The organism is Neolewinella litorea, from assembly GCF_004803465.1.
Lineage (GTDB): Bacteria > Bacteroidota > Bacteroidia > Chitinophagales > Saprospiraceae > Neolewinella > Neolewinella litorea.
Genome location: NZ_SRSF01000001.1, coordinates 147,969 through 168,302, shown reverse-complemented (window position 1 = coordinate 168,302; position 20,334 = coordinate 147,969). Strand labels below are relative to the sequence as shown.

The following is a 20,334-nucleotide window of genomic DNA, read 5'->3' as shown; positions in this document are numbered from 1 at the left end:
AGACATGGCAGAATGGTATGAGGGTTGGACGGACGTGACGTATCCCATTTTTGAAGGAATGACCGGGTGGCCGGGGCAGCCGGATACAAATCTGGAGATGCTGAGCTGCATCCACTGCGGCGATACGGCGAAGGTGTCGGTCATCCACATGAGCGTACACACGGGTACCCACATGGACGCGCCCTGTCACTTTCTGGCGCAGGGCACCGACATCAGTCGATTCCCTATCTCCGTAGGCCTCGGGCCGGTACGCATCGCGCGGATCGACTGCGTGGCCGAAGTCACGCCGCAAGATCTCGAAGCTTACGAAAAGCGAACGCGCCCGCTGCTGGCCGGGGACCGACTGCTGTTGCGGACGCCCAACAGCGACGCCGCCTTCTGGCCCCAGGCACCCTTTAATAAGGATTACCACGGCATCGGCCCTGCAGCCGCCCACTGGATCGCCGATCGCAAATTGCAGCTGGTCGGGGTGGACTACCTGTCGGTGGGACCCTTTTACCAGGGAAACCCCCAAACGCACCGCGCCCTACTGGGGGCAGACGTGTGGGTCATCGAGGGCGTGGATCTGCGGCGCACCGATGAGGGAGACTACGACATGATTTGTCTGCCGCTGAAGATCGCCGGCTCCGATGGCTCCCCCATTCGTATTCTCTTGAGGGAAAAGGCGGATTGATTAGAAAAACACTTTTTGTGTTTTTAGTTTTGGAACTTGACACATTGTGTGGTATTTTTGCTTTGCGTCACACCCAGTGGCGCGGTTGCAAAAAGTACTGGTTATGTCTCGCTCCTCCTCGCCCGCCCACGGTGGCGGCCCCGAAAAAGTTCTTAATGTCAACTGGCGACTGCTTGGGCGGCGCCTCCGCTCGCGCGGTGGGCAATACGTTAAATCGGCCCGCTACCGCGCCGCCCAGACGGAATACATCCCACCCACCTGGATGACTTACCTGCGCCTGACCTGGTTCCGCGTGGGACTGATCGCCCTGGCGGCTTTCGTCTTCACCCAGAAGCAGATCGACTTCACGGTTACCGTTGGTGCCGCGGGCACTGGCATTACCGGGGAGGCGCAGCGTACGGCTTCTTCTCCCGTCCACACCTCTACGCTCAGCATGCTGCCATCCGGCACCCCTGCCACACCTTCCTGGACGGTGGACCGTCTGGACGCTGCCGCCACCCGCGCCTATATCGATCGCTTCGCCCGTGTGGCCCGCACCGAGGCCGACAAGTTTGGCATCCCCGTTCCGGTGAAGCTCGCCATGGCCATCTTGGAAAGTGATGCCGGCTCCGCAGCCGCCGCCGTGGAGGACAACAACCACTTTCCTACCGCCACGCCCCGCCATCGCTTCGATAATGCCTGGAGTTCGTGGCGTGCGCATAGCGAAACCATCAAGAAACGGTTCCCGCAACTGGCTTACGAGTCGGTGAACCACCAGCAATGGATCGCGGCACTGGCGCAGACGAACTACAGTGCCGACCCCGGGTACGCCGATAAATTGCTACAGATCATCGAGCGGTTCGAACTCGACCGTCTCTGATGCCAGGACTATTTTTCTCTAAGTGGTTTTCCGGCCGTCTTCCATCAGGAAGGCGGTCATTTTTTTTACCCGTAGCCCGGCGGGCAAAACCACCTCCGATCCCCACCGTTTCTTCCTGTGATGCAACAAGATGAAATCCTGGAAGCGGAGTACCAGCGCTTTATTGAATTCGGGCAGCTACTGGACCGGCGCACCCGTCGCTACCTGGTGGAGTACCTGAAGTCAAAACTGAGCGGTCAGCCCTACCTGGGGGAAGCACTAAACGACCGCTACGCGGAATATTTTCAGTCGGCCCTTGACGACATCTTCGGGATCGATCAACTGCTTTTCATCTGCGCCGACAACGAGAGCATTACCCGGCAGATCGTCCTCGATACGCTCTACTGGATCAAGAAAACCTTTGCCCGGGCGGAAACCAGGCATCCCTACACTTCTGAGGTAGAGTTGCTGCAGGGTTGGAGCGTCACTCCGGCCCGTGCCTTCCGGCACCGCTATCCGCATTTGCTGCAGTTCCTGCGCTCCACCTACCTGCGAGAGGAGCTGGATACAGCATTTTACGAGGATCGCCTCGACCGGTATTTCTCGCGTGACGTAGTGGAGTGGTCCGCAGCCGATCACCGGGAGTTCGACCGATTATTGACTGACCTGCTCAGTCAGTGGGATGCCCTGCTGCAAGCCAAGATCCTGGAATATCAGCTGCGTAAATTCAGTGAGGCAAAGGAAAGCTTTACCGACCTGCTGAAACAAAAAGTGGAAGAGTACCGCCGCCTCCGGTCCATCCTTAATCCATTCACCGATTACCTCGGGTGGGATATGAGCCGCGACCTGTGGCAGTCGACCAGCTTCGATGCCCTGCAACGTTACGACGCGCTGCTGGCCGACGAAGACAGCCTACGCCGGCTGGCCGATCTGCTGGGCAATCTGCGGGAAGCGGAAATCGAACTGGAGGAAGAAACTTTTGAAAAAACGATCGTGCGACAGGAGTGGGTAACCGATCCCCTGCGTCGATCGGAAATCGTCGGCATCCACGAAAGCCACGACCTGAATCACATCCTGAGTTCAGAAGCCGCTCTGTTGAGCCAGCGCGATACCGAAACCGCCTTCCTGAAAAAATACGCCGACCATGGCCTGCTTACCCTGCGCTACGAGGACCGGTACACCGTGCGTCGCGAGGATCATGTAATGGAAGTAAGCCAGCGGGTAAAGCAACGCGAAAAAGGCCCCTTCATCGTCTGCGTCGATACCAGCCAGTCAATGATGGGCCGCCCCGAAGAGATCGCCAAAGTACTCACCTTGGGCATTCTGAAGATGGCGATCCAGAGCAACCGCCGGGCCTATCTGATCAATTTCAGCACCGGCATCAAGACTATCGACCTCTATGACATCGCTAATTCAATTGACGAGTTGGCAGCCTTTCTGACTATGTCGTTCTACGGGGGTACCGATGCCACCCTGGCCCTCTACGAAGCGCTGCGTCAACTTAAAGCTAACGACTACCGGGACGCCGACGTGCTGATGATCTCTGACTTCGTCATGTACAAGATCGATCGCGATGTCCTGTCAGAAGTTGCGCATTTCCAGCATAATAAGGGAACCGAGTTCCACAGCCTGGCCCTGACCCGCGAGGCCAACGCCGAGCTGCTTTCCCGCTTCGACACGAACTGGATTTATGACCCCGAACGACGGGGCATCATCCGGGAGCTCACGCGCGGATTGGCGCCGATCACCGCGCGGTAGCCTTACGGACGGGTCGGCCGGCGAGACTTCCGACGCAGCACCAGGAGCGCTACGACCAGGCCTACGGCCAGCAAGATCCAAAGGGTCGGACTTTCGTACCAGGGTGCATCGGGGTCGATCTCAGGATTCTCCTCTACCCCTACCTGCCCCGGCAACAGGGGGGTATATAAAAGGACCGATAGTAAGTACAGCGCACGTTTCATAAAGGAACTTTTTCCCCTTACAATTCTCTCCGGCAGGGACGGGTTCATCCAGTTGGCTGCAAGATCCCCATACGACAAGCGCCCCGGAATGGTTTCCGGGGCGCTTACAGAACAGGCTTGTACAAGCGATTATCAGGTCGGTTTCCGGCGGGTCACGACAATGAGGATTATGAAGAATGCCGCTACGCCAACCCATAGAACCGGGTTTTCGTACCATTCCGTCTTGTCAATGTCGATATCGATCAGGGGATTGTCCTGCGCGGTCAATAAAGTGGTGGCCATCATTAAGGCAGCCGTAAGGGTGAGATGTCGCATGAAGGCGTGAATTTGGAATAGAATCCCCTTTCCAACACTATGTTCGCGTAGCACAGCACCGGCCTAAACTTTAACGAATATCCGCCGATGATAAAGCCAGGCTCCGAGGGCCAGGTAAAAGGCCACCAGGACCAGGGCATAGAGTACGCTGGAGAGCTTGTCGGGCATGAAGTCGTGAACGAAGATCGTCTCGTACAGGTAGCCGTGCAGGGAAGTATCGCCTACCTGAATACTGCCGAATATCTTGGCGAAAAAACTCGAGAGAAAATACAGGATGAGCGCGTTGGCTCCGGCGTAGCTGAACACCCGCCCCCATATTATGCCACGCACGTCGGTGATGTAGTATATGATCACCAGAACGACCAGGGCCCAACCGGCCGTGACCAGCACGAAGCTGCTCGTCCAGAGCGCCTTGTTGATCGGGAAGACCAGTCCCCACAGGTGCCCTACGACCAGCATAGCAGCGCCGGCCAGAAATAAGCCCCGGGTCTTGTTGGCGTAGGGAGCCAGCAGGTAGCGGCCGGTCAGCACGCCAATCAGACAGGTAGCTACTGCGGGCAGCGTACTCAGCAATCCCTCGGGGTCGTAATCCTCCTGCCAGGTATGGGTACCCAGGATGAGTTTATCAACGTACATGGCCCAGTTGTTCGGCGCGCGCTCGTAGGTCGGGTCACTGCCGTCCGGCAGCGGTATGAAACCCATCCAGATCCAGTAACCCAGCAACAGCGCTACGCACAACCAGACAATCTGCCGCGAACGCAGGTGCAAGGCCAATGGCGCCGCCAGCAGGAATACCAGGCCGATCCGCTGCAGCACCCCGGGCAGGCGGATCTCGCTCCAGGCCTTCACGAAGGGCGGGTAAATAAGAAAAGCCCCCAGGAAGATGCCCAGTCCGATCAGTTTGAGGCTGCGGACCACTATTTTACGGTAAGTATCCGGCCCGGGCGACTTGCTGCGGTAGGCGAAGGAGATTGAACAACCGACGATGAAGAGAAAGAAGGGGAAGATCAGGTCGGTGGGCGTGTAGCCGTGCCAGGGCGCGTGTCCCAGTGGCGCGTAGATATGACTCCACGTGCCGGGATTATTGACCATGATCATGGCAGCGATCGTCAGACCCCGCAGGAGGTCGATCGACAGGATGCGGTTGTTGACGGTTGTCTTTACGGTTTCCATTAGTGGAGGAATGATTCTGCCTTCTCCACCATTTTCTGGCTGCCGGCGAAGAGCGGGATACGTTCGTGAATGTGTTCGGGTTTGATGTCGAGGATGCGACGGTATCCGTCGGTGGCCCGTCCGCCGGCCTGCTCCACGATGAAAGCAACGGGGTTACACTCGTAGACCAGCCGCAGCTTGCCCGCCTCGCGCTCGGAGCTTTTGGGGTACATATAGATGCCGCCCTGGATGAGGTTGCGGTGGATGTCGCTTACCATGCTCCCGATGTAGCGGCTCGTGTACGGTCGGTCGTCCTCCTCCTTCTGGCAGTACTTGATGTAGTCCTTCACTCCCTGCGGGAAGTGGACGTAGTATCCCTCGTTCACGGAGTACACCCTACCCTGCTCCGGCATCCGGATGTTGGGGTGGGAAAGGTAGTAGGTACCGATGGCAGGGTTGAGGGTAAATCCATTTACCCCGTTGCCGGTGGTGTAGACGAGCATAGTAGAGGTGCCGTAGATCACGTAGCCGGCCGCTACCTGCATATTACCCGGCTGCAGGAAGTCGTCGAGCGTCACTGGCGTACCCTCGGGTGAGATCCGCCGGTAAATGCCGAAAATGGTGCCCACCGATACGCCCGCGTCGATGTTGGAACTACCGTCGAGGGGGTCCATAACCACCACGTACTTGTTCCGATTGGCGTTGTTGGCACCGCTGATGGTGATGAAATCCTCATTCTCCTCCGAGACGATGCCGCAGACGATGTTGCGGTTCGTAAGGGCGTTGATGAAGACGTTATTGGCGAATACATCCAGTTTCTTCTGTTCCTCGCCCTGTACGTTGACGTTTCCTACCGTACCGGTGATGTCGACCAGTCCGGCCTGCCGGATCTCGTGGTTGACGACCTTCGCGGCCAGGCGAATGCAGTTGAGGAGGCGACTGAGCTCGCCGGAAGAATATTCAAAATCCTTCTGGTTGCTGATGATGAACTCGCCAAGCGTTTGGGGGTGATGTTTCATGGAGCTGAGGGTGCGTAAAGGTTTGATTCAGTAATATTTGGCGGGGAGGAGGTACTGCCGCACGTAGTCGGCGACCCCCTCTTCCAGGGTGGTGAAGGCGGTAGAATATCCGGCACGGCGCAGTTTGCCCATGTCGGCTTGCGTAAAGTATTGGTAATTGGGTCGCAGGTCAGCCGGGGTGTCGATAAACTGGACATCGGCCGGGCGGTCCATGGCAGTAAAGGTGGCGCGTGCGAGGTCGAGGAACGTCCTGGCCTGGCCGGTACCGAGATTGAATAGGCCATTTTCTTCGGGCAGTTCGGTCATCAGCCAGTGGCACACACGGCAGAGGTCGAGTACGTAGATGAAGTCGCGCTGCTGCTCGCCGTCGGGAATGTCCTTACGGTGACTGCGGAAGAGTTTCATGCGCTCCGTGGCGCGCACCTGGCGGAAGGTGTGCCAGACCACGCTTGCCATCCGCCCCTTGTGGTATTCGTTCGGACCGTAGACGTTGAAAAATTTGAGTCCGTACCAATGGGGCGGCGCGTGGGACTGCCGTAGTGCCCAACTGTCGAAATCATTCTTACTGCGGCCATACTCGTTGAGCGGCTGCAACGCGTCCGGCGGGGTGCCGTCGCTGAAGCCCTCTTCGCCAGACCCGTAAGTGGCCGCGCTACTGGCGTAAACGAGGGGGATGCGCAGGTCGGCGCACCGCCGCCATACCTCCCGCGAGTAATTGCGGTTCAGCCGGTCGAAAAGGGCGGTGTCCGTTTCGGTGGTATCCGTACGGGCACCCAGGTGAAAAACACCCTCGAGGGGCCACTGCTCCTGGTCCCAGATGGCGAACAGGGTGTCGCGCTCGATCTTGACGAGATACTCCTTGCCATCGAGGTTGGGAGTCTTATCGTGGTAGTGGACGAAGTCGTCCACCAACAGTAAATCCCTGATGCCAAGGCTATTGAGGTATCCGACTAAAACGCTTCCAATAAATCCGTTCGCGCCGGTAACGATATACATAGTGAGGAGTTAGCGCGGTTAATTTACATCATTAGCGGCGAGCCACCCAGCCCGGCAGTCCGGCGTACCCCCGGCACCCGCGGCCGCGGCAAGTGGATAGCATGGGGTACCTTGCGCGCAAACGATATACGATGGCCAAGCACGCGGTAAAAAAGAAAAGCCGAATCACCGTTGACGTAGGACTCGACGAGAAAAACATGCCGGTGGAAATGACCTGGGCCGCCAGCGATAACCCTGCCGGCAATCAGCCCCAGGCCTGTAAGGCAATGCTTCTCTCCCTCTTCGATGAACGGACCAAGGAAACCCTGAAGATCGACCTCTGGACACAGGAAATGCAGGTGGTTGAAATGGATCGGATGTTCTACCAGACGCTGCGCGGACTGGCCGACACCTACTTCCGCGCCACCCAGAACAAGGAACTGGCCAACCAGATGCAGCAGTTCGTCTTCTATTTCGGACAAGCCACCGGAGCCATCCCAAAAGAAGAATCGTAATAAAGGCCCCGGGCCACGAAATCGATTGCGTGACGTGTTGTAGTTTCGCCGGACGCATTACCTTCCACCCGTAATAAATATGACCTCCCATGGCGACCTACTTCGATAACATCCCCACCATCCCGTATGAAGGACCCGAAAGCGACAACCCGCTGGCCTTCAAATACTACCGCAAAGACCAGGTAGTGGCGGGCAAGACGATGGCCGAACACTTCAAATTCGCCATGGCCTGGTGGCACACCCTGCGCAATACAGGTGCCGACCCCTTCGGCCCGGGCACCGCTCAGTATCCCTGGCTGGGCGATGCCGACCCCGTGCAGGAGGCGAAGAACACCGCCGACGCCGGATTTGAGATCCTGGACAAGCTGGGACTCGACTACTTCTGCTTCCACGACATCGACCTGCTGGAGGAAGCAGGGGCCGACCTGAAGACCTACCGCAAGCGCCTGGATCAGGTGACCGACTACATCCAGGAAAAGATGGAGGCTACGGGCAAGAAGGTCCTGTGGGGAACCGCCAACCTCTTCAGCCACCCCCGCTACATGAACGGCGCCAGCACGAATCCTGATTTCCGGGTAGTGGCGCACGCCGGGGCCCAACTCAAGGGCGCCATCGATGCGACAATCAAACTCAACGGCGAGAACTACGTCTTCTGGGGTGGCCGCGAGGGTTATATGAGCCTGTTGAACACGGACCTAAAGCGGGAAACCGAGCACCTGGCCCGCTTCCTGACCATGGCCCGCGATTACGCGCGCGCGCAAGGCTTCACCGGCACCTTCTTCATCGAACCCAAGCCATTCGAGCCCAGCAAGCACCAGTATGATTTTGACAGCGCAACGGTGGCCGGCTTCCTGCGGCAGTACGACCTGATGGACGACTTCAAGCTCAACATCGAGGTCAACCACGCTACCCTCGCCCAGCACACCTTCGAGCACGAGCTCGCGGTGGCGGCCAGCCAGGGACTACTGGGCAGCATCGACGCCAACCGCGGCGACTACCAGAACGGTTGGGACACCGACCAGTTCCCGAACAGCGTGCAGGAGCTCACCGAAGCCATGATCATCATCCTCCAGGCCGGCGGCCTTCAGGGGGGCGGGGTCAACTTCGACGCCAAGACCCGACGGAACTCCACCGACCTGGAAGACATCTTTCACGCCCACGTCGGCGGCATGGACGTATTCGCCCGCGCACTGTTGGCGGCCGATCGCGTGCTGACCAAATCCAAGTTCAAGGACATGCGCCGGGATCGCTACGCCTCCTTCGACACCGGCGACGGCAAGAAATACGAAGACGGCCAACTCTCGCTGGAACAACTGGCCCAGATCGGACTGGCCGCCGGAGAGCCCCCCATGACCAGCGGGCGGCAGGAACGCTACGAGAACATCATCGCCCAGTACCTGTAGGCGGAAACACCAAAATATGGAGACGGTACTATTCGCCGAGCGGCAAAAATTCAACGCCTGGTGGGTATCCGTGCTTAACATTTTCCTGTTCGCCCTGTCACTGTACACCTACTACCGCCTGTGGTCGATCGGCGCGGGGTGGTCGGGCTATCTGGCACCCACGGGCATCATGCTGGTGGTGATTGCCACAGCGTCGGTCACCCTGCGGACGCGCATAACCGATCAAACCATTGAGGCAGGCTTTTCGCCCTTCCTCCGTAGGCGCTATTCCCGCGCCGAGGTGGTAAGTGCATACGTGCGCACCTACGATCCGCTGCTGGAATTCGGTGGCTGGGGCTGGCGCTTCGGGGCCAACGGTACGGCTTTCAATACCATGGGAAACCAGGGCTTGCAGCTTCACCTGCGGGATGGCAGCCGGTTGTTGATCGGCACGCAGCAGCCCACGCTGCTGGAGCAAGTCGTCAAAGACTGGATGGGCGCGGACGCGGGTACCGTGACCTTGCCCCAGGGGCCGGGCTAGTGGTTTTCGGCCGATATATGCCCCTTGCTACCGGATAGCTTTCCGGATGCGGACGAGTTTGGTCAGCAGGCCTTCCAGTTGGTCGAGCGGGAGCATATTGGCCGCGTCGCTTTTGGCTTCCGAGGGGTTGTAGTGGGTCTCCATGAAAAGACCATCTACCCCCACGGCCACCCCCGCCCGGGCGATGGTTTCGATCATAGCGGGACGGCCGCCGGTGACGCCGCTGCTCTGGTTGGGTTGCTGGAGACTGTGGGTGCAGTCGAGGATAACCGGACTGCCCAGGGCCTGCATAGTGGGAATGCCGCGGAAGTCCACCACCAGGTCGGTATAGCCAAAGGTGACGCCCCGCTCGGTCAGCCAGACTTGATCGTTGCCACTATCGAGGACCTTCTGCCGGGCGTGCTCCATGGACGAAGGGCTCAGGAACTGTCCCTTTTTGATGTTAACCACCTTGCCGGTATCCGCGGCGGCGGCCAGTAGCGAAGTTTGCCGGCAGAGGAACGCGGGGATCTGAAGCACATCTACGTATTCGGCGGCCATGGCCGCTTCCTCGTCGGCGTGAATGTCGGTGGTCGTCGGCAGGTCGAAGTGCTCCCCCACCTTGCGCAGGATCGATAGCGCTTTCTCATCTCCGATGCCCGAAAAGCTGTCGATCCGGCTCCGGTTGGCCTTGCGATAGCTTCCCTTGAATATCAGGGGGATTTGCAGTTTCTCGGTCACCGCTACCAGTCGTTCGGCGATGCGCATGGCCATCTCCTCCCCTTCGATGGCGCAGGGGCCGGCGATGAGGAAAAAGTTATCGGAAGAGGGATCGGGAAGTTGCATGGGGCGCAAGTTGCGGGATGATCAGAGGGGCGTCAAGGACAATTACTCCCCGCTGCCCTGGGTAAGTTCGACAAACTTGGCCTTTACCTGCTGCGCGAGTTCTTGGGCCCGTTGTTGGCTGGAGGCTTCGGCGTACACGCGCACGATGGGTTCGGTATTGGAACCACGCAAATGGACCCACCCGTCCGGAAAGTCCAGTTTCAGTCCGTCGATGTTAGAAAGCGGCGTTTCGGGGTACAGGCCTTCCATGACCGAGAGGGCATCCTCGAGGTCGAGCGCCGGATCCAGCTGGATCTTGTCCTTCACCATCTCGTAGTGCTGGTAGCCGTCGCGCAGTTCATTGATGGTCTTCCCACTGGTGGCCAGGTGGCTCAGCACGAGGGCCAGACCGATCAGGCTGTCACGACCGTAATGGAGCCGCGGATCGATAATTCCGCCGTTGCCTTCCCCGCCGATGGTGGCACGCACCTCCTTCATTTTCGCCACGACATTCACCTCGCCCACGGCGGAGGCATGATAGGGTTGACCAAAGGTTTCGGCGAGGTTCGCCAGGGCGCGGCTGCTGCTGAGGTTACTGACTACCGGTCCGGGCTCGTGGCGCAGCACGTAATCGGCCACCGCAACTAGGGTGTATTCTTCCCCGATCCAGCGGCCGCCCGGGCCTACCAGGGCGAGGCGGTCGACGTCCGGATCAACCGCAATTCCAAGATCGGCATCGGTAGTTTCCATGCGGTGGATCAGGTCCTTCAGGTTGGCCGGCAATGGCTCGGGATTGTGGGCAAATTGTCCGTCGAGGGTGCCGTTCATAACTTCGCAGCTAACCCCGAGCTGCGTACAGAGCGGCGGAATTGAAATGGCGCCTACGCTATTCACGGCGTCCAGGATTACGCGGAAGCCGGCGGACCGAATAGCCTCAACGTTCACCAGGGGATGGGACAGTACGGCATCGATGTGGTCCTGCAGGGCGGACTCGTCGTTTTCCAGGCTTCCCAAGTCATCCACATCCGCGTAGGTGATGTTGCCCGAGCGCACGGTGGCGATCAGGTCCTGTCCGGCCTCGTGGCTGATGAATTCGCCCCGGTCGTTGAGCAGCTTGAGGGCATTGTATTCCTTTGGATTGTGGCTGGCCGAGAGAATGATCCCGCCCCCGGCGCCGCGCGATATTACGGCCATCTCGACGGTCGGCGTGGTAGCCAGGCCGCAATCGATCACGTCGATGCCCATCGACTGGAGAGTGGCTGCGGTCAGGGCCGATACTACCGGTCCGGAGGGACGCCCATCGCGGCCGATCACCACCAGGGGTTTAGCCCCGCTGCGAATAAGCCAGTCGCCGTAACCGGCCACGCTGCTGACGATGTCTTCGGGGGTAAGGTTTTCGCCGGGTCGGCCGCCGATGGTACCGCGAAAACCGGAAATGCTTTTGATAAGGGGCATAGGTAGTAAGAGTGAGTCGCCGCCGGGACGGGTGAAAGGGGCGGCGCAAGTTTACAACATCCGCAGCGAAGCGTCTACCTTTACCCTATGTCGCATCCCCTTAATGACCCGAAGACGCTACGAGGCTGGGCGCTCTTCGACTGGGCCAATTCCGCCTTCGCCCTGGTCATCACCACTGCCATCTTCCCGCCCTATTTCGAGGAGATGATCGACGAGGAATTTCGGGTACTGGGCATGGATTTTACCAACAGCTCGTGGTTTGCCTACCTCATCACCTTCAGTTACCTGGTCATCGCCTGCCTGTCGCCCTTTTTGAGCGGCATTGCGGACGCCGGTGGTCGGCGTAAAGGCTTCCTGCGTGCTTTCACCATCATGGGCGGCGCGGGCTGTTTGAGCCTGTTCTTCTTCACGGGAATGGATACCATGTGGATTGGCAGCCTGGGCTTCATCGTGGGTCTGATTGGTTTTGCCGGCGGACTGGTGTTTTACAACAGTTTCCTACCCGTCATCGCCACCGAGGATCGCTTCGACCGGCTGAGTGCCCGGGGTTTCGCCATGGGGTACATCGGCAGCGTAATCCTGCTCATCGTTAACCTCGTCATGGTCACCCAACCTGCCTGGTTCGGATTGCCCGAGGATGGGACACTTGCGGTGCGTATGGCATTTCTTACGGTCGGAATATGGTGGCTGGGTTTCGCGGCTATTTCGCTCGCCCGGCTACCGGACGATGTACCAATCAAGGGAACGGGCATGTCGGATATGGCCGCCCGGGGATGGGAAGAACTGCGTAAAGTGTGGAAGCAACTGGAAAGCTATCCGCAGGCTAAGCGTTTTCTCGCGGCTTTTTTCTGCTATTCCGCCGGTGTGCAAACGATCATTTTTCTGGCGAGCATATTCGCTAAGAAGGAGCTCAACTTTGCTACCGAGGAACTCATCGTGGTGGTCATCATCCTGCAGGTCGTAGCCGTAGGGGGCGCTTACCTCGCCGCACGCATCAGCGAGTGGCGCGGCAACAAGTTTGCCCTTTACGTGGAGCTCGTCATCTGGATCCTGATTTGCCTCCTGGCCTACTTCGTGACCGGAAAGTTTCAATTCTACCTCATCGCCGGGGCGGTGGGGCTGGTAATGGGAGGCATCCAGTCGCTGAGTCGTTCAACCTACGCCAAGGTGATCCCGCCGGAAATCGACAACGGGGTGCGCCGTACGGATACTACCAGCTGGTTCAGTTTCTACGACGTACTGGAAAAGGTGGCGATTGTAATGGGCACCTTTCTTTTCGGATTCCTGGATGCCCTCACCGGTAGTATGCGGCTCAGCATCCTGATCCTTGCCCTGTTCTTCCTCGCGGGGATGATACTGCTCTCCCGTTTCCATCTGCCGAAGGCCGGCCGCGTGCAAACCTCGTCCTCGTTGCCGGGTTAGTGGGAAGGATGGAAGAAGGGATGGAAATCATTGCCAGCAGAAAGACGGCGCTCCTCATCGGGGCTACCGGACTGGTGGGCGGCAACTTGCTGGAGCGGCTCCTGGCCCATTCGGCCTACCGCCGTGTAGTGGCGCCGACCCGGCGGCCGCTGAACGTGCGCCATGAAAAGCTCGATAATCCAGTTGTGAATTTCGAGCGCCTGGGGCGCGACGCTTCCGTCTTTCGTTGCCACGACGTCTATATCGCCCTCGGCACCACGATCAAAAAGGCAGGCAGTCCCGAAGCCTTCCGGCGAGTCGATTACGATTACGTCATTCAGGTAGCCTCCCTCGCGCACACGCAGGGGGCGAACCAGTGCCTGGTGGTGAGCTCTGCCGGTGCGAATTCCGAAAGCCGCTTTCTCTACAGCCGCGTGAAAGGGGAAATGGAGGAAGCCATTACGCGACTGGATTTCTGGTCTGTCCACCTCTTCCGACCCGGTGTACTGCTCGGGAACCGGGATGAACTCCGCATTGGCGAGAAAGTCGCCGCGGGATTATCCACGCTCGTCCGGCAGATCTCACCTACCCTCCTCGGCGACTACAATCCCACGGAAGCGGATATGCTCGCGCGCAAGATGATCGAAGCGGCCCAGGCCATTTCACCCGGGGTCCACTTTCACGGTGCCGCCGAACTGATTAAGGCTTAGCCTATTCCTCTTCCGCTTCTTCCGCCCTGGCTTCTGCAGGATAGGCAATCCGCAACTGGTGGGAGCTCTTGAGTACCGACCGGAAAATTCTGCGCAGGGATTCCAGCTCGTGAAAGCTGAGCCGGCTCTGCACGAGTTGTCCGTTGGTAAGTTTGCCCCGGATGATGTTGTCGATCAGTTCGTACAATTCTTCCTGGGTGGGTTGCTTCAGTGATTTTGAGGCGGCCTCGACGCTGTCGGCCAGCATCAGCACCGTCTGCTCCTTGGTGGTGGGCAATGGGCCGTCGTAGCGGAAGTAGGGCTCGTCGGCTTCCCGTTCCGGGTGATTCTTGATGTGGTTGCGGTAGAAGTACTCCGTGCGGGTAGTACCGTGGTGGGTCCGAATAAAATCGATGATCGTTTCCGGCAGCCCGGCGACCCGCGCCAGCCGCACTCCTTCGTTGACGTGGTCGATGATAATCTTGGCACTTTCCAGGTCGGTAATACGGTCGTGAGGGTTCGGACCAGTCTGGTTCTCTATGAAGTACTCCGGGTTTTTGAGCTTGCCGATATCGTGGTACAGGGCAGCCGTACGTACCAAAAGGGAATCAATACCGATCTCACTCGCCACCCGCTCGGCCAGATTGGCCACGTTGAGGCTGTGCTGCCAGGTTCCAGCGGCCTGACGGGCCAGCTTTTCGAGCAACGGCCGGTTCATGTCGTTTAGCTCCATGAGCGTGATCGGTGAGATCAGCCCGAAGAAGCGTTCCAGCATGGGAATGAGGGGATAGGCCAGCAAAACGAGGAACACGTTCAAGCCCAGCCAGAGCAGGTCCACGTAGTTGATCCCCGACCACCCCGACCCCTGCACCAATTGAATGCCGACGTAGCCAAATAAGTAAAAAGCGAACAACAGTAGCAGGCTGCTGAAGAACCGGCTCCAGTCGCGGGTGTCGATGTCCATGAAGATGACCACCACACCCGCCATGATGCTCAGGAAGGTAAAGGGGTAACCCAGGGAAGTCAGGAAGCTCGCGATCAGTACCACCGCCACGTGGACGAAAAATGCCAATCGCTCCGAGAAGAAGATCCGCATCACGATCGGTACGATACAGAACGGCACCACGTAGGCGCTCCACCCGGGGGCCAGTTCGATCGAGCGAACCATGATGGCGTATAGCAGGGGCCACATCAGGATAAACACCAGGTTCTTGATGCGGACGTACACGAAGGGGAAGAACGTGCGCAGGTACAGGTAGAGCAGCAGGATGACCAGTCCGACGATAAGCGTAAATCCGGTGTACACCGACAGGAAGGTCGTTGAGCCCTGCAGGTTGCTGTTGTAAAGCCGGCGGTAGCTGACCAGTTTCTGGTAGACGTTATCGGAGATGACCTCCCCCTGGCGGACGAGGATATCTCCCTGCTCCACCAGGCCGTCAAAGGGGCTTACCGCCTCCAGGGTTTGTTCGCGCAGTCGGTTGGTGAGGCTGTCGTTGTAGAAAACGTTGTAGCGTAGGCGGTTCTCGAGCAGCGGCAGCAGAAAGTCCGGCGCGGCCAGGCGGGTGTAGAGGATGCTGTCCGTAAGCCACTGTCGCGCGCGTCCGGGGGTGGTGAAGACCTGACCGATGGTGCGGGTATTGACCTCACTGCCGTCGACAATTTGAATGACGGACGCCATGCCGGAGCGGGCTTCGTCTTCCGTGCGCAGGTTCACGATCCCGCGCTGGTAGATGCGGTCGAGCAGCTCCAGTCCGTATAGTCGGTGGGCCTCGGGTTGTCGCAGCAGACCGGGGTAGTTGTTGCGGGCCCGGGCCGAATCGAGGGCAATGCGAAATTCCTCGATGTATTCCGCCCGTGCGCGCCGGGCGATTTGGGGATCGCGTTGGTAGACCGGCGTCAGGTTCTTGAGGACAGCTTGTCTGTCGGCGGCCAGTCGCTCCTCACGCTTCAGGATGGGTATGGAGTAAGGCGCGGTCAGATCAGCATACTGCCAGGTCTGGTTGAGCTCGAACTGGTACGGGAAGGTCAGGTTGTTCGGATACAACAGGCTGATCAACACCACGGCCAGCACGCCCAGCAGGATGCGCGGCAGTCTACGGGCCCATTGGGAACTGTTAGTAAGTCCGTCCATTCCTTCGCCAAGTTAGTTGTTATTCCCGCTTCAGAAGTGATCGCCGGCCGTATCGGGAACAGATCGGACACTCAAGCATCCGGTGGCCGCGGGCCGGACAGTGTTCCCGGCCAAAGAAGATCATCTGGAGATGAAGGCGGTTCCAGCTTTCCCGGGGGAACAACCGCTTCAGGTCGGCTTCGGTGCGCGCCACGTTCTTTCCGGTACTCAGCGCCCACCGGTACGCCAGGCGGTGGATATGGGTATCGACGGGAAAGGCGGGGACTCCGAAGGCCTGGCTCATCACTACACTAGCGGTTTTGTGGCCCACGCCGGGCAAGGCCTCCAACTCGGCGAACGTGGAGGGCACTACCCCACCGTGTTCCTCGGCAATGATCCGACTCAGTTCCTTAATGGCTTTACTTTTGGCGGGTGATAGTCCGCAAGGGCGGATAATCGCTCGGATCTCTTCCACCGGCAGATCCTTCATTACTTCCGGCCGGTCGGTTAACGCCCACAGATGTGGGGTTACCTCATTGACGCGCTTATCGGTACACTGGGCCGAGAGCAGAACGGCCACCAGTAAGGTATACGGGTCGGTGTGATCCAGGGGGATGGGAACCTCGGGGTACAGACGCTCCAGGGTCTCCTGGATCGCCACTGCCTTTTCTGCTTTCTTCAACAATCGGGGTTTGAGCGGCAAAAGTAAGACGCGAGCGGGCAAGCCGTAAAAAATGCGCTTTCCCGGTGGGACTGCGTTAATCGATGTACCGCCGCGTCAGGTCACCGTAGGCGTCGATGCGGCGGTCGCGGAAGAAGGGCCAGATCCGTCGCACATCGGCCGTACGCTGTTTGTCGACCGTCACCACCCGCACATCCTCTTCGTCGCGGGGCGCCTGATAGAGGTATTCCCCCTGTGGCCCGGCCACGAAACTGCTGCCCCAAAATCGGATTCCACCGGTCGTTCCGCTCGGATCGGGCTCGTAACCGGTACGGTTGACGGCCACTACCGGCAGACCGTTGTAGACGGCGTGACCGCGCTGGGAGATAATCCAGGCATCCCGCTGACGTTCCTGTTCCGCCTCGGGGTCGGTTGACTCGTACCCGATGGCCGTGGGGTAAATCAGCACCTCGGCACCGGCCAGGGCCATCAGGCGGGCGGCCTCCGGGTACCACTGGTCCCAGCACACCAGCACGCCGAGCTTACCGACGCTTGTGCGGACGGGCTGGAAACCCAGGTCGCCCGGAGTAAAGTAGAATTTCTCGTAGTACGCCGGATCGTCCGGGATGTGCATCTTCCGGTACCGGCCGGCAATGGTGCCATCGCGCTCGATGACCACGGCCGTGTTGTGACAGATGCCCGGGGCCCGACTTTCAAACAGGCTCAGGACGAGCACCAAGTCCAATTCCCGGGCCAGGGCACCGAAGTATTCGGTACTTGGCCCGGGGATGGGTTCGGCCTGGTCGAAGACCTCGGTGGATTCAATCTGACAGAAATAGAGCCCGGTGTGCAATTCCTGGAGGACAACCAATTCGGCCCCCATTTCCTTGCACCTGCGTATACCCGCCGCACTCTTTTCGATGTTGTTGGTACGATCGCCGGTATTGGCCTGCTGGACGATTCCGATGGGGAGCTTCATGGTCAAATGGCATTAGGGGGCGCAAATATATCGCGCCTCTGCTAAGCCTCGCCGTCGTAGTCGAAGGGAAGCCGTTTGACGTCCTTAACGGTGGACAATGTCATGAGCGTTTTGAGGCGCTCGATCTCGTCGATCTGCTGCAGGGTCTTGAAAAGCAGCCGCTCGTAGGTGGGGATGTCCTTGCAGACGATCTTCAGCAGGAAGTCGGCTTCACCGGTAATGATGTAACATTCGGTGATCTCGTCGATGATCTGCACCTGCTCGAGGAAATTTTCCCGGGCCTGATTTTTACGCCAGTCCAGCGATACGAGCACGAAGGTTTTGACCATCAGGCCGATGGCTTCCGGGCTAACCTTGGCGTGATAGCTCTGGATTACTTCGTTCTGTTCGAGCTTTTTTACCCGCTCGAGGGTCGGGGCGGGACTGAGTCCGATGCGTTTGGAAAGATCGAGATTGGTGATCTTGCTGTTATCCTGCAGAATTTTGAGGATGCTCAGGTCGATCTTGTCGAGTTTGTCGGACATATAGGATTAGGATAAGGGGTGTAATAAGTTGGTGCGGCAAAGATAGCCGCACCAACAATTATTTCCCAATCCTGATTAGAAAAGTATATTATTCGCTAAAATCCGGCTTACGGCCAAATACCCAAGCTGATATAGTCGTTGGATATTTTGCTGATTGCCAGGGCGAAAGCAGCCGTGCGCAGGTCTTTGATTTCGGGTTTTTCCCGGTACAGACTGTAGATGCCCTGAAAGCCCGTGATCATGGTTTCCTCCAGTCCGGAGCGCACCAGGTCGATCTCGTCGGCACCGTGGATGATCATCCGGCGGTCGCGCTCACTGATTTCGCGTCCGGAGGTAGACTCAATCTGCTCCACGATCCGGCGGTAGTTCTGCTCGTCGAAGCGTTTCTGCAGGCGGCCGAAGCGCATGTGACTGAGGTTCTTCAACCACTCGAAGTAGCTGACCGTCACGCCACCGGCGTTGAGGTAGATGTCGGGCAGAACAATGATGCCCCGCTCGGCGAGGATGGCCGAACCGGCTGCCGTTACGGGACCGTTGGCGGCCTCCGCTACGATCTTGGCCTTTACGGCTCCGGCGTTGTGTTCGTCGATCTGGTTCTCGAGGGCAGCAGGTACGAGGATGTCACACTCGAACTCCATCACGGCGCGTCGCTCGTCCTTTCCAAAGGCCTGCGCTCCCGGGTAGGTCAGGATGGTGCCGTGCTCGGCGCGGTGGCGCATCACGTCGTGGATGTCCACGCCATCCGGATTGTAGATGGCCCCCTCTACTTCCGAAACGCCGATAATCTTCACGCCGCCTTCATCCTGGCTGATCGTGGCGGTGTGGGAACCTACGTTACCCAGTCCCTGCACGACCATCGTCTTGCCTTCGATGCCGACGGTAAGTCCGAGCTCTTTCATCAGTTCGGGCTCGTTGCAGGCCTCGCGAATGCCGTAGAAGACCCCGCGGCCCGTGGCTTCTGTACGTCCTCGGACGCCGTTCTGGCTCACGGGTTTGCCGGTCACGCAGCCTGCCGCGTTGATGTCGCCGGGGTGGAAGCTGCGGTAGGTATCGTAGATCCAGGCCATTTCCCGGGGTCCGGTTCCGTAATCGGGAGCCGGCACGTCGATGGCCGGGCCGATAAATTTGCGGCGGATGAGTTCCGTGGTGTACCGTCGGGTGATCTTTTCCAGATCCGCCTCGGTGTACTCCCAGGGGTTGATCCGCACGCCGCCCTTGGCCCCGCCGAAGGGCACGTCGACGATGGCACACTTGTACGACATGAGGGTGGCCAGGGCCACCACTTCTTCCTGGTTAACGTGGTTGGAGTACCGGATACCCCCTTTGGTCGGGCTGCGGTGGTGGCTGTGCTGCGCCCGGTAGGCTTCAATGACGCGGACCTCCCCATCAATTTTGACGGGGAAGTAGATCTGGTAAACGGAGTTGCAGACCTTGATCTGCTTCAGTAAGCCATCCGGCAAACCGGTGTGGGGAGCTGCGGCGTCAAAATATTGACCCACGCTTTCCAAAAAAGAATTGTCAGGCATGATCTTCAATTTGATTTTCTATAATGGTTAGGCGGCGGTCCAGCCTCCACAGGTAGAAGGCAAGTCCGAGAAAAACGACTACAATGACGGCCACCACAACGTAGATCTTGCCGATACTCCGCATAAAGTCGGCGGGCGGCTCTACTGCGGCCTCCTGGGCAAGGGCGGGGACGCAGGTGCAAAGTAAGACGAGAAGGGCAATGGTGCGTGGCATAGCATCGGCTGGTTAAGCTCCGGCGAAGGTAAGCATTAGCGCCGCTCTCCTTGCTAGGGTGCGGGAAGGTTAAGTTTTGGATCCCATGGTCCGATTATCCGGGTCGTTCGTCTACCGTTATTGCCCCGGCAAGCCGTCAGTCCGAGTTTGGGTGTCAAATCAAGCTTCAGCACCATGCGTATTCTTTCTTTGCCCATCGAATCCGACCTTCTGGAAGTGCACAACAGCCTGTGGTCCGGTGAGGAAAAAGTGTTTTTCAACGGTAGCCTGGCCAGTTCCGGCTGTAGTCTCTTCGGCCGCACCCACTACTTCACGGTAGACGCCGCCGACGGCGGTGGCGTAGACCGGTACCGAGTCGAGATCGGCATGAGCTGGTACGGTGGGTGCACCGTGGACGTCTTCCGCAACGACCGCTGCCTGTTGGCGAGCTGCCGTACCCCCTTGACCCGGGTCGACCCCAGCTTGCAACCCCACATGGACGCCAAACCCTACCACTTGAGCCGGGACAAAAGTCGTCCCACCGAACTGGACGACGAGTTCTTCGTGTGACCCGAGGTATCCTTAACCGCTCTCTCCCATTTATTCCCGCCGGGGCTTGGT

The 20,334-nt window shown here is 58.8% G+C and carries 22 protein-coding genes; 9 read left to right on the top strand and 13 right to left on the bottom strand.

Annotated features, from left to right (window positions below; genetic code table 11):
- The first annotated feature begins 4 nt into the window (after nucleotides 1–4).
- The 3 genes from E4021_RS00740 (at nucleotide 5) to E4021_RS00730 (ending at nucleotide 3,269) form a co-directional block, all read left to right on the top strand.
- Complete coding sequence (locus E4021_RS00740; RefSeq protein WP_136455982.1) at nucleotides 5–673, top strand: cyclase family protein; 669 nt, start codon at nucleotides 5–7, stop codon at nucleotides 671–673.
- 103 nt (nucleotides 674–776) lie between these two features.
- Nucleotides 777–1,532, top strand: coding sequence for a glucosaminidase domain-containing protein (locus E4021_RS00735; RefSeq protein WP_136455981.1), 756 nt, complete (start codon nucleotides 777–779; stop codon nucleotides 1,530–1,532).
- A gap of 120 nt (nucleotides 1,533–1,652) precedes the next feature.
- Entirely contained in the window at nucleotides 1,653–3,269 is a 1,617-nt protein-coding gene (locus E4021_RS00730; protein WP_136455980.1) for a VWA domain-containing protein, read from the top strand.
- Nucleotides 3,270–3,271: 2 nt separating this feature from the next.
- On the opposite strand, the gene E4021_RS00725 is transcribed toward E4021_RS00730, so the two are convergent.
- From E4021_RS00725 to rfaD, 5 genes are all read right to left on the bottom strand, one after another.
- Nucleotides 3,272–3,472, bottom strand: coding sequence for a hypothetical protein (locus E4021_RS00725; protein ID WP_136455979.1), 201 nt, complete (start codon nucleotides 3,470–3,472; stop codon nucleotides 3,272–3,274).
- A gap of 132 nt (nucleotides 3,473–3,604) precedes the next feature.
- Nucleotides 3,605–3,787 carry a hypothetical protein gene (locus tag E4021_RS00720; RefSeq protein ID WP_136455978.1) on the bottom strand — a complete coding sequence of 61 codons (183 nt, stop codon included), beginning with the start codon at nucleotides 3,785–3,787 and terminating at the stop codon, nucleotides 3,605–3,607.
- A 63-nt stretch (nucleotides 3,788–3,850) separates the two neighbouring features.
- Nucleotides 3,851–4,960 carry an acyltransferase family protein gene (locus E4021_RS00715; protein WP_136455977.1) on the bottom strand — a complete coding sequence of 370 codons (1,110 nt, stop codon included), beginning with the start codon at nucleotides 4,958–4,960 and terminating at the stop codon, nucleotides 3,851–3,853.
- Nucleotides 4,960–5,958 (bottom strand): class 1 fructose-bisphosphatase, encoded by a 999-nt coding sequence (gene fbp / locus E4021_RS00710; protein WP_136455976.1) that lies wholly within the window; start codon nucleotides 5,956–5,958, stop codon nucleotides 4,960–4,962. Before fbp ends, E4021_RS00715 begins: the two co-directional genes overlap by 1 nt.
- Nucleotides 5,959–5,985: 27 nt before the next feature.
- Nucleotides 5,986–6,954 (bottom strand): ADP-glyceromanno-heptose 6-epimerase, encoded by a 969-nt coding sequence (gene rfaD, locus E4021_RS00705; protein ID WP_136455975.1) that lies wholly within the window; start codon nucleotides 6,952–6,954, stop codon nucleotides 5,986–5,988.
- A gap of 131 nt (nucleotides 6,955–7,085) precedes the next feature.
- Here rfaD and gldC point away from each other — a divergent pair, with 131 nt between their 5' ends.
- From gldC to E4021_RS00690, 3 genes are all read left to right on the top strand, one after another.
- On the top strand, nucleotides 7,086–7,448 hold the full coding sequence (gene gldC / locus E4021_RS00700) for a gliding motility protein GldC (protein ID WP_136455974.1): 363 nt from the start codon (nucleotides 7,086–7,088) through the stop codon (nucleotides 7,446–7,448).
- A gap of 89 nt (nucleotides 7,449–7,537) precedes the next feature.
- Complete coding sequence (gene xylA, locus E4021_RS00695; protein WP_136455973.1) at nucleotides 7,538–8,851, top strand: xylose isomerase; 1,314 nt, start codon at nucleotides 7,538–7,540, stop codon at nucleotides 8,849–8,851.
- 16 nt (nucleotides 8,852–8,867) lie between these two features.
- Nucleotides 8,868–9,371, top strand: coding sequence for a hypothetical protein (locus E4021_RS00690; RefSeq protein WP_136455972.1), 504 nt, complete (start codon nucleotides 8,868–8,870; stop codon nucleotides 9,369–9,371).
- 27 nt (nucleotides 9,372–9,398) lie between these two features.
- Here the strand turns inward: E4021_RS00690 and kdsA are convergent, their stop codons facing one another.
- Together kdsA and glmM are read right to left on the bottom strand one after the other, a co-directional pair.
- Nucleotides 9,399–10,196, bottom strand: coding sequence for a 3-deoxy-8-phosphooctulonate synthase (kdsA, locus tag E4021_RS00685; protein WP_136455971.1), 798 nt, complete (start codon nucleotides 10,194–10,196; stop codon nucleotides 9,399–9,401).
- A 42-nt stretch (nucleotides 10,197–10,238) separates the two neighbouring features.
- Nucleotides 10,239–11,630 carry a phosphoglucosamine mutase gene (gene glmM, locus E4021_RS00680; protein ID WP_136455970.1) on the bottom strand — a complete coding sequence of 464 codons (1,392 nt, stop codon included), beginning with the start codon at nucleotides 11,628–11,630 and terminating at the stop codon, nucleotides 10,239–10,241.
- 87 nt (nucleotides 11,631–11,717) lie between these two features.
- Between glmM and E4021_RS00675 the strand changes: the two genes are divergently transcribed.
- Both E4021_RS00675 and E4021_RS00670 read left to right on the top strand, forming a co-directional pair.
- Nucleotides 11,718–13,052 carry an MFS transporter gene (locus E4021_RS00675; RefSeq protein WP_136455969.1) on the top strand — a complete coding sequence of 445 codons (1,335 nt, stop codon included), beginning with the start codon at nucleotides 11,718–11,720 and terminating at the stop codon, nucleotides 13,050–13,052.
- 20 nt (nucleotides 13,053–13,072) lie between these two features.
- Nucleotides 13,073–13,741, top strand: coding sequence for an NAD-dependent epimerase/dehydratase family protein (locus E4021_RS00670; protein ID WP_168797403.1), 669 nt, complete (start codon nucleotides 13,073–13,075; stop codon nucleotides 13,739–13,741).
- Nucleotide 13,742: 1 nt separating this feature from the next.
- Here E4021_RS00670 and E4021_RS00665 read toward each other — a convergent pair whose 3' ends face one another.
- The 6 genes from E4021_RS00665 to E4021_RS00640 form a co-directional block, all read right to left on the bottom strand.
- A complete protein-coding gene (locus tag E4021_RS00665) occupies nucleotides 13,743–15,851 on the bottom strand; it encodes an HD family phosphohydrolase (protein WP_136455967.1) in 2,109 nt (702 codons plus the stop codon).
- A 19-nt stretch (nucleotides 15,852–15,870) separates the two neighbouring features.
- Nucleotides 15,871–16,512: an endonuclease III gene (nth, locus tag E4021_RS00660; protein ID WP_136455966.1), complete on the bottom strand. Its 642-nt coding sequence runs from the start codon at nucleotides 16,510–16,512 to the stop codon at nucleotides 15,871–15,873.
- A gap of 76 nt (nucleotides 16,513–16,588) precedes the next feature.
- Nucleotides 16,589–17,470, bottom strand: a complete 882-nt coding sequence (locus E4021_RS00655) for a carbon-nitrogen hydrolase (protein WP_136455965.1) — start codon at nucleotides 17,468–17,470, stop codon at nucleotides 16,589–16,591.
- 41 nt (nucleotides 17,471–17,511) lie between these two features.
- The gene (locus tag E4021_RS00650; RefSeq protein WP_136455964.1) at nucleotides 17,512–17,994 is read right to left on the bottom strand and encodes an Lrp/AsnC family transcriptional regulator; all 483 of its coding nucleotides are present in this window, start codon (nucleotides 17,992–17,994) and stop codon (nucleotides 17,512–17,514) included.
- 107 nt (nucleotides 17,995–18,101) lie between these two features.
- Nucleotides 18,102–19,520: a Glu/Leu/Phe/Val family dehydrogenase gene (locus E4021_RS00645; protein ID WP_136455963.1), complete on the bottom strand. Its 1,419-nt coding sequence runs from the start codon at nucleotides 19,518–19,520 to the stop codon at nucleotides 18,102–18,104.
- Nucleotides 19,513–19,734, bottom strand: a complete 222-nt coding sequence (locus E4021_RS00640; RefSeq protein WP_136455962.1) for a CcmD family protein — start codon at nucleotides 19,732–19,734, stop codon at nucleotides 19,513–19,515. Before E4021_RS00640 ends, E4021_RS00645 begins: the two co-directional genes overlap by 8 nt.
- Nucleotides 19,735–19,908: 174 nt before the next feature.
- Between E4021_RS00640 and E4021_RS00635 the strand changes: the two genes are divergently transcribed.
- A complete protein-coding gene (locus E4021_RS00635) occupies nucleotides 19,909–20,283 on the top strand; it encodes a hypothetical protein (protein ID WP_136455961.1) in 375 nt (124 codons plus the stop codon).
- Nucleotides 20,284–20,334: the final 51 nt, after the last annotated feature.

Bases quoted from the DNA above. Each gene is read 5' to 3' on its own strand.
- E4021_RS00735 (WP_136455981.1), top strand. From the start codon at position 777: ATGTCTCGCTCCTCCTCGCCCGCCCACGGTGGCGGCCCCGAAAAAGTT.
- E4021_RS00635 (WP_136455961.1), top strand. From the start codon at position 19,909: ATGCGTATTCTTTCTTTGCCCATCGAATCCGACCTTCTGGAAGTGCAC.
- rfaD (WP_136455975.1), bottom strand. From the start codon at position 6,954: ATGTATATCGTTACCGGCGCGAACGGATTTATTGGAAGCGTTTTAGTC.
- E4021_RS00725 (WP_136455979.1), bottom strand. From the start codon at position 3,472: ATGAAACGTGCGCTGTACTTACTATCGGTCCTTTTATATACCCCCCTG.
- E4021_RS00645 (WP_136455963.1), bottom strand. From the start codon at position 19,520: ATGCCTGACAATTCTTTTTTGGAAAGCGTGGGTCAATATTTTGACGCC.
- E4021_RS00730 (WP_136455980.1), top strand. From the start codon at position 1,653: ATGCAACAAGATGAAATCCTGGAAGCGGAGTACCAGCGCTTTATTGAA.
- gldC (WP_136455974.1), top strand. From the start codon at position 7,086: ATGGCCAAGCACGCGGTAAAAAAGAAAAGCCGAATCACCGTTGACGTA.
- E4021_RS00640 (WP_136455962.1), bottom strand. From the start codon at position 19,734: ATGCCACGCACCATTGCCCTTCTCGTCTTACTTTGCACCTGCGTCCCC.
- E4021_RS00655 (WP_136455965.1), bottom strand. From the start codon at position 17,470: ATGAAGCTCCCCATCGGAATCGTCCAGCAGGCCAATACCGGCGATCGT.
- xylA (WP_136455973.1), top strand. From the start codon at position 7,538: ATGGCGACCTACTTCGATAACATCCCCACCATCCCGTATGAAGGACCC.
- E4021_RS00675 (WP_136455969.1), top strand. From the start codon at position 11,718: ATGTCGCATCCCCTTAATGACCCGAAGACGCTACGAGGCTGGGCGCTC.
- E4021_RS00690 (WP_136455972.1), top strand. From the start codon at position 8,868: ATGGAGACGGTACTATTCGCCGAGCGGCAAAAATTCAACGCCTGGTGG.
- E4021_RS00650 (WP_136455964.1), bottom strand. From the start codon at position 17,994: ATGTCCGACAAACTCGACAAGATCGACCTGAGCATCCTCAAAATTCTG.
- E4021_RS00670 (WP_168797403.1), top strand. From the start codon at position 13,073: ATGGAAATCATTGCCAGCAGAAAGACGGCGCTCCTCATCGGGGCTACC.
- fbp (WP_136455976.1), bottom strand. From the start codon at position 5,958: ATGAAACATCACCCCCAAACGCTTGGCGAGTTCATCATCAGCAACCAG.
- E4021_RS00665 (WP_136455967.1), bottom strand. From the start codon at position 15,851: ATGGACGGACTTACTAACAGTTCCCAATGGGCCCGTAGACTGCCGCGC.
- glmM (WP_136455970.1), bottom strand. From the start codon at position 11,630: ATGCCCCTTATCAAAAGCATTTCCGGTTTTCGCGGTACCATCGGCGGC.
- kdsA (WP_136455971.1), bottom strand. From the start codon at position 10,196: ATGCAACTTCCCGATCCCTCTTCCGATAACTTTTTCCTCATCGCCGGC.
- E4021_RS00740 (WP_136455982.1), top strand. From the start codon at position 5: ATGGCAGAATGGTATGAGGGTTGGACGGACGTGACGTATCCCATTTTT.
- E4021_RS00715 (WP_136455977.1), bottom strand. From the start codon at position 4,960: ATGGAAACCGTAAAGACAACCGTCAACAACCGCATCCTGTCGATCGAC.
- E4021_RS00720 (WP_136455978.1), bottom strand. From the start codon at position 3,787: ATGCGACATCTCACCCTTACGGCTGCCTTAATGATGGCCACCACTTTA.